Source organism: Streptococcus sp. DD11, assembly GCF_001578865.1.
GTDB classification, from domain to species: Bacteria; Bacillota; Bacilli; order Lactobacillales; family Streptococcaceae; genus Streptococcus; species Streptococcus panodentis.
This window is the reverse complement of the sequence record NZ_KQ969392.1, coordinates 667683-675950: the sequence shown is the minus strand read 5'-3', so window position 1 is coordinate 675950 and position 8268 is coordinate 667683. Positions and strand designations below refer to the sequence as shown.

Sequence of the window (8268 nt, the reverse complement as noted above, 5' to 3'; positions counted from 1 at the left end):
CTTTCTCTTCAGTCTTTTTTCAGTTAACAAAAACACCTAGAAAGGCTATGATAGCAGCGCTTCTGGGTGTTTTTTTATTTTTATTTATTCTTGAAAAATCAAAATCAACCGTTGATGTATTTCCCAAAGAAGACCGAAGATGACGAGATGGGGACAACAGTATCCAGCTTTGTCTATTTTATGTTTGATGTACAAGATGCAGTGGTTGGGAGAGATTCTGTTGAGTTGACTTTGGTCAGCCAGAATTTCCCCTTGCACAGTTCATTAGGCGCTTTAGTGCCAATAAAGCACTGCTGAGCCGTTTCTCATTCGTTGAACCGTCAGCTCTTACAAGCCGCTGTTTTGACATCAAGCGTTGCTGTTGCTTGATCTTATTCACAAACTCAGACGGGGCGACAAAATTGAAGACGTCGTCATAGCAATTTTATACGGTATAGTTTTTTAGCTTGCTTGTAGTAGTGAAACTGTTCGGGGGACAGTTTCAGCCTATCGCTTAAAATAGAGGATGATAGGGCAGCGAGCTGCTCAAAACCTCCAGTGGAGGTTTTGAGGCGGCAGATAAAGCTTCCGTTAGGAAGTGTCAAAAACCTCCAGTGGAGGTTTTGAGGTAGCGGATAAAGCTTCCGCTAGGAAGTGTCAGCTGCTCAAAGCAGTGCTTTGAGCAATCAGCTACCGCGTCAAGAGTTTTTTTACCAAAACAAAGCGAGGCTGAAGGACTTTTAAGGCGAGTTAACGACGGAATAAAAGAAAAACTAAATGACGATATTTTCCAAAAGAGTGGGTGAGGACACAGTCATCATGGGAGACTGTCCCACTCCTAGTTTGATTTTGATTTTCTTTAAGCATCAAATTAAAAAGTGTTGCCTAAAAATTTTAGGGTGAACTTTTGTTTTTCTGAAATTGTTTATTTCTGATCCAGTTATACGCAAAGAACAGCAAAATGCCTGCTATGCTGGCCGCTGCTCCCTCTTTCAGTCCGTTTGGAATGAAAGTCAGTTTTATTTTGCCTTTTCCTGCCTTTACATCGATTTTCATAAAGCCGTTTTGAGCCCGTTTGAGGGCAACTGCTTTGCCGTTCAAGCTGGCAGACCAGCCCTTATCGTAAGGAATGGTGAAGAAAAGCGAACTGTCCCTGTCGGCATCATAGTCAGCTGTAACAGTATTGGCCTGCGTTTGAACGGCAACGGGCTGCTCCTTCAGTTTGCTAATGACATCCAAATACTGTTTTGTATCTACTGCAAAAAATTCAGGTTCATCAAAAGATACAGTAGCATTATCTGGGAAGGTCAGACGGACAGCAATAGTTTGTTCCTGACTGAAATAACCAACATTGAAAAAAGGAAAAACATTATTGGTTGGATAGCGGCTTGTCAGATCATTGACAGTAATGTCAATGTCTGTCTGGTTGTCATTTGAAAAGTCAATCCCAGGTACATTGACATAAACTTGACTGTCTGCCGGAACAGTCAGCAGATAAGTCATGCTTGCAAAGCTGCTGTTATTTTTTGTGTCGACTTCGGCTGTTATTCTTTTTCCGATTGTTCTGCTGCCGCCATTTTCTGCAACAGCAGTAAGCCGTTTATAATAGTTATAATGAAAGCCTGTTAGCTGATTAAGAAATTCAGTTTGGTTGTCAAGTGTCAGGTTTGTAAACTTGACATCTCTGTAAATATCATTTGTCAGGAAAGCCAATCCCAATGCAGCATCATTTTTATAGAGAGTCATCTCTTTTTCTGTTTTGACAGGAGTAAAGCCAAATTTATCAGGATCTGTCTGGGAGATATTGTACTTTATACCAAAAATACTGTCCATCAAGATGCTGTTGTTTTCATATCGCAGATTAAGATTGGTGCCTGCCGATTTAAAGCCTAATTTGTCCAGTGCAGAACTGGCCTGGGTATTTCTGACAGATGAGAATTGCGAGATTCCATTGTAATTATATTTCATACTGTCATTTCCAGTCTGGGGTTCCAGCTTTTCAGAACGGAAAAAATGATTGTTTTCTGTTTTTGTATATGTTACAAGCTTGTCAATTTCTTCAAGATTTTGTGCATAGGAAGAACGAGCAGCAAAGGCCCATTCCTTAGCGATACCGCCGACTTGATAGTAAGAATTGAGGGCTAGTTCAAAAGCAGCAAAGAACAGCAGGGACAGCATGAAAATTTTTTTGCTGATATAGGATTTGACAAAAGGAAATACAATTAGCATATAGGCCAAAAGAAATTCGATTGTCAAAATATAGTTTTCGGCTTTTAAAAACTCGTAGTGGCTGCGGGTGAAAAAAACAGCAGCAAAACCAGTTATTAAGAGTGCAAAGCTAAGGAGCAGGTGCTTCCAATTCAGCTCTTTCAGCCGGTTTAAGCTCTCTGCAGCCATGAAAATAAGGACTAAAGAAAAGAGCCAGGAATAGCGGTGAAGAAACATATTCGGCGCGTGCATGCCCTGCCAGAGCAAATCCAGATACTGAAGACGGAAACTGGCTACTAGAAGAGCCAGCAAAATGAAATAAGAAAGTTTCACGTGAAACTGAATGGATCTGAGAGTGAAAAACAGGATGGCAAAGAGCAGCGGCAATAGCCCTGTATAAATCATAGGGATGGAACCATACTTGGTTGTATCAAAGGAGCCAATAAGATTTTTTGCAAAAACATCCAGATACCAGCTGTCTTCTGTAAATATGGAATTGATAGCCGTTAAGGTTTCTCCATGAGTGCTCAGGTCTAAGTAAGTTGGCAGAATCATAATCAAACTGGTCAGACCCGCTAGGAGAGAAACGACAGCAAAGTCAGGCAGAGTCCGAATTCTCATTTTAAAGTCCCAAGTGATTTGAACCAGATACCAAAAAATCAAAAACAGAGCCATCATATATCCAAAATAATAATTCTGAATAAAGAGAATTGACAATGTTGTAAAGTATAATATGCGTCCTTTTTTCTTTATCAAACGGTCTAAACCAAGCAGAATCAGCGGTGCCAAAATAAAGACATCCAGCCAGGTTTTTATCTCAAGCTGACTGATTGAGAAACTCATCAAAGCAAAGGATGTTGACAGGATAAGAATGAGACAATCAGGAATTTTTTTGAACATTCCCTTAATGCTGATAAAAGTCGACAATCCGATTAAACCGAATTTTACCAATGTAAATAAATAGACAGCATCCGGCATTGATTTTAAATCGAAAAAATAAGTCAGCGGTGACAGAAAACTGCCTAAATAATAACTGGATAAGGCATAAAAATTTTGACCTAAGCCGCTGTTAAAGGTATAAAAAAGGCTGTCCGTTCCATGAAGAATATTTCTCAGTGCTGTGTCAAAAATGACATACTGATGAAATCCATCTCCGAGCAAGGGCGAGGTATCACTGTTCCAATAGATTCCGTAAAACAGATAAATTAAAAACATCAGCAGAAACGGAAGGATAAAGGAAGAAAGATAGGCCCAGTTTTTCTTCAAATAGTGTTCGATTTTATTCATATTTCCTATGCACAAAGAGGCAGAAACTTTGTTTCATGCCTCTGTAAAGATTTGTAAACTTCATTGACAAGGTAGTCAATCTTTCCAAAGTTCTTTAACTTTTTCCTGAACCTCTTGATTTTCCAAGAATTCATCATATGTTTCATCAATCCGGTCAATAACCCCATTTTTGGAAAGGACAATAATATGATTGGCCAGAGTTTGGATAAACTCATGGTCATGGCTGGCAAAAATAATCGATTCTTTAAAATTTTTCAGACCGTCATTTAAGCTGGAGATTGATTCCAAATCCAAGTGATTGGTTGGATCATCCAATACTAAAACATTGGATTTCAGCAGCATCAGCTTGGACAGCATAACCCGAACTTTTTCTCCTCCTGACAAAACATTGACAGACTTGTTAACCTCATCACCAGAAAACAGCATCCGTCCCAAAAAGCCGCGAAGGAAGGTATTGTCATCTTCTTCCTTGCTGGCAAATTGACGGAGCCAGTCAAGGATGGATTCCCCGCTGGCAAAATCACGCGAGTTGTCTTTAGGCAGATAAGATTGACTGGTCGTTACACCCCACTTGACAGTACCTTGATAGTCAATTTCTCCCATCAAAGCTCGAATGAGGGCTGTTGTCTGAATGTCATTTTGCCCAATCAAGGCTGTCTTGTCACCAGGACGCAAAATGAAATTGATATTGTCAAGAATGGTTTCGCCATCAATCTTGACAGAGAGATTTTCAACTGTCAAGAGATCATTTCCCATTTCCCGCTCAGCTTTAAAGCTGATGAAAGGATATTTCCGGCTGGAGGGAACAATTTCTTCCAGTTCAATCTTGTCAAGCATCTTTTTACGCGATGTTGCCTGCTTGGACTTGGAAGCATTGGCAGAGAAGCGGGCGACAAATTCTTGCAGCTGTTTGATTTTTTCTTCAGCTTTGGCATTGCGGTCGGTCAAAAGCTTGGCAGCTAATTCACTGGATTCTTTCCAAAAATCATAATTACCGACATAGAGCTTAATTTTTCCGAAGTCTAGGTCTGCCATATGGGTGCAGACCTTATTCAAAAAGTGGCGGTCATGGGATACGACGATGACCGTATTGTCAAAGTCAATAAGAAAATCTTCCAGCCAAGTGATAGACTGGATATCCAGTCCATTGGTCGGCTCGTCCAGCAGCAAGACATCGGGCTTGCCAAAGAGAGCTTTGGCAAGCAGCACTTTCACCTTGTCCCCATTGGACAGCTCGCTCATATTTTGATAGTGGAGGTCTTCTGGAATATTAAGGTTTTGCAGCAGCTGAGAAGCTTCGCTTTCTGCTTCCCATCCGCCCAGCTCAGCAAATTCTCCCTCAAGTTCTGCAGCACGGACTCCATCAGCGTCAGAGAAATCAGGTTTCATATAGATTGCATCTTTTTCTTTCATAATATTGTAAAGATGCTCATTTCCCATAATGACTACATCGATGGCCCGTTCTTCCTCGTAGTCAAAATGATTTTGGCGAAGAACAGACAGGCGCTCATCAGGTCCTAGTGCAATATGACCGGTTGTCGGCTCAATATCACCAGCCAGGATTTTTAAAAAGGTGGATTTCCCAGCACCATTGGCACCAATTAATCCGTAGGTATTCCCTTCTGTAAACTTGATGTTAACATCATCAAATAATTTTCGATCACTGAATCGCAGTGACACATCTGATACTGTAAGCAATGTTTTTCTCCTATATATGTAATCTTCTACATTTTACTAGAAATTACAACTTTTTTCAAATAATTCTGAGATAATAGCCTATATTTTTTGCAATCAAGATTTTAGAAAAATACTGTGTAAATTATAATTTTACAAGAAATTTACAGATATTTACTGTAAATATTCTTTACAATTTATCGTCAAACTGTAAAGAATAAAGCAAGCAAGTTTACTTTTCTGGTTCCTGATGGCTTTTTCTTATTCTCTTCTTTCTCATTTTCGCCGAAAATGATATAATGAGTTCAGTACGAATTGAGGAGAGATCGATGACTAAACCGATTATTTTAACAGGAGACCGTCCGACAGGGAAGCTGCACATCGGCCACTATGTAGGAAGTTTGCGCAACCGCGTGCTTTTGCAGGACCAAGGCAAGTATGATATGTTTGTCTTTTTGGCTGACCAGCAGGCTTTGACAGATCATGCCAAGGACCCACAGACGATTGTTGAGTCTATTGGAAATGTCGCTTTGGATTATTTGGCAGCCGGATTAGACCCAGAGAAAGTAACTATTTTTATTCAGAGTCAGATTCCTGAATTGGCTGAGCTGTCAATGTATTATATGAATCTGGTATCCTTGGCACGTTTGGAGCGCAATCCGACTGTCAAGACAGAAATTGCTCAGAAGGGGTTTGGTGAAAGTCTGCCGACCGGATTTTTGGTTTATCCTATTTCTCAGGCAGCTGATATTACAGCATTTAAAGCAAACTATGTACCAGTCGGCCACGATCAAAAACCTATGATTGAGCAAACCCGTGAAATTGTACGTTCCTTTAATAACACCTATCATACTGATGTTTTGGTAGAACCGGAAGGCATTTATCCGGAGAATGAAGCTGCAGGACGGCTGCCCGGTCTTGACGGCAATGCCAAAATGTCCAAATCCCTGAATAATGGGATTTATCTGGCTGATGACATGGATACTCTTCAAAAGAAGGTGATGAGCATGTATACGGATCCGGACCATATCAGAGTAGAGGATCCTGGAAAGATTGAAGGCAATATGGTCTTTCACTATTTGGATGTCTTTGGGCGGCCGGAAGATGCTGCTGAAATTTCATCCATGAAAGAACATTATCAGCGCGGCGGTTTGGGAGATGTCAAAACCAAACGCTATCTGCTGGAAATTTTAGAGAGAGAATTGGGGCCGATTCGTGAACGCCGGATTGAATTTTCCAAGGATATGGGGGAGGTTTACAGGATGTTGCAGCAAGGCTGTCAAAAAGCTCGGCAAGCAGCCGGACAGACCCTTGATGAAGTTAAGTCTGCTATGGGAATTCAGTATTTCAAATAACGAATGTTCAGATTAAAAAGTTGGAGAAACCATCGTTTTTTAATGATAAAAATGGTGGTTTTTATTTTTTATGCAATAATGATTGACAATTTCCTATAGAATGGTATGATATTAACAACTAAAAAACGAGCCCTGCTCAATAAGAAAAGAAATGAGGAACCGTGGATGTCTAACTGGGACACTAAGTTTTTAAAAAAGGTTTTACCTTTGATGATGTATTGCTGATTCCGGCTGAAAGCCATGTGCTGCCCAATGATGCTGACTTAAGCACCAAACTGGCTGAGAATCTGATTTTAAATATCCCAATTATCACTGCCGCCATGGATACCGTGACGGAAAGCCAAATGGCTATTGCTATTGCCCGGGCCGGCGGTCTTGGGGTCATCCACAAAAATATGTCTATTGAGCAGCAGGCGGATGAAGTCCGCAAGGTAAAACGCTCTGAGAACGGTGTGATTATCGATCCATTCTTCCTGACTCCTGAGCACAGTATTGCAGAAGCTGACGAACTGATGGGCCGCTATCGTATCAGCGGCGTACCAGTTGTTGAAACATTGGAAAACCGCAAGTTGGTAGGGATTCTTACCAACCGCGACATGCGCTTTATCTCTGATTTTAACCAGCCAATTTCGAATCATATGACCAGCAAAAATCTGGTGACGGCACCGGTTGGAACGGACTTGGAAACTGCTGAGCGCATTCTGCAGGAACACCGGATTGAAAAGCTTCCTTTGGTTGATGAAGATGGCCGCTTATCTGGTTTAATCACGATTAAAGATATTGAAAAAGTGATTGAATTTCCAAATGCAGCTAAGGATGAATTTGGCCGTCTCTTGGTAGCAGGAGCTGTCGGTGTGACATCGGACACCTTTGAGCGGGCAGAAGCTCTTTTTGAAGCTGGAGCAGATGCCATTGTGATTGACACAGCCCATGGCCATTCTGCTGGGGTTCTTCGTAAGATTGCTGAAATTCGGGCGCATTTCCCAAATCGTACTCTGATTGCCGGCAATATTGCTACTGCTGAAGGAGCGCGTGCGCTTTATGAAGCCGGTGTTGATGTTGTTAAAGTGGGAATTGGTCCAGGCTCTATCTGTACAACTCGTGTGATTGCCGGTGTTGGAGTGCCGCAGATCACAGCGATTTATGACGCCGCCAGTGTTGCGCGTGAATACGGCAAAACGATTATTGCTGACGGTGGTATTCAATATTCCGGCGATATCGTCAAGGCACTGGCTGCCGGCGGCCATGCTGTCATGTTAGGTTCTATGTTTGCTGGAACAGATGAAGCTCCTGGTGAAACTGAAATTTTCCAAGGCCGCAAATTTAAAACTTACCGCGGAATGGGCTCTATCGCAGCTATGAAAAAAGGGTCCAGCGACCGCTATTTCCAAGGAGCTGTTAATGAAGCCAATAAGCTTGTCCCTGAAGGGATTGAAGGCCGGGTGGCTTATAAAGGCGCTGCAGCAGACATTGTTTTTCAAATGCTGGGCGGCATTCGTTCAGGTATGGGCTATGTCGGAGCCGGCAATCTTCAGGAACTGCATGAAAATGCTCAGTTTATTGAAATGAGCGGTGCAGGACTCAAAGAGAGCCATCCGCATGATGTGCAGATTACCAATGAAGCGCCTAACTATTCTGTCCAATAAGAAAAAGTCGGAAGCCTGTTTAAACTAGGCTTCCGACTTTTTTACATTATAATTGACAGTGGTTTACATTATAAAAGTCTGAATAATAAGGTTTTTCGGTATCTCTTTTACAGAATGTT

General features: G+C 41.5%; 3 protein-coding genes and 1 pseudogene. 2 read left to right on the top strand and 2 right to left on the bottom strand.

The window, feature by feature from the left end:
* Nucleotides 1-873 precede the first annotated feature (873 nt).
* Together STRDD11_RS03165 and STRDD11_RS03160 are read right to left on the bottom strand one after the other, a co-directional pair.
* Entirely contained in the window at nucleotides 874-3474 is a 2601-nt protein-coding gene (locus STRDD11_RS03165; protein WP_128835243.1) for a YfhO family protein, read from the bottom strand.
* Between the two features lie 75 nt (nucleotides 3475-3549).
* Nucleotides 3550-5172 carry an ATP-binding cassette domain-containing protein gene (locus tag STRDD11_RS03160; protein WP_128835241.1) on the bottom strand — a complete coding sequence of 541 codons (1623 nt, stop codon included), beginning with the start codon at nucleotides 5170-5172 and terminating at the stop codon, nucleotides 3550-3552.
* A gap of 305 nt (nucleotides 5173-5477) precedes the next feature.
* Between STRDD11_RS03160 and trpS the strand changes: the two genes are divergently transcribed.
* Together trpS and guaB are read left to right on the top strand one after the other, a co-directional pair.
* The gene (gene trpS / locus STRDD11_RS03155; RefSeq protein ID WP_128835239.1) at nucleotides 5478-6503 is read left to right on the top strand and encodes a tryptophan--tRNA ligase; all 1026 of its coding nucleotides are present in this window, start codon (nucleotides 5478-5480) and stop codon (nucleotides 6501-6503) included.
* 165 nt (nucleotides 6504-6668) lie between these two features.
* Nucleotides 6669-8149, top strand: a pseudogene (gene guaB, locus STRDD11_RS03150) (IMP dehydrogenase).
* Nucleotides 8150-8268: the final 119 nt, after the last annotated feature.

Bases quoted from the DNA above. Each gene is read 5' to 3' on its own strand.
- STRDD11_RS03165 (WP_128835243.1), bottom strand. From the start codon at position 3,474: ATGAATAAAATCGAACACTATTTGAAGAAAAACTGGGCCTATCTTTCT.
- trpS (WP_128835239.1), top strand. From the start codon at position 5,478: ATGACTAAACCGATTATTTTAACAGGAGACCGTCCGACAGGGAAGCTG.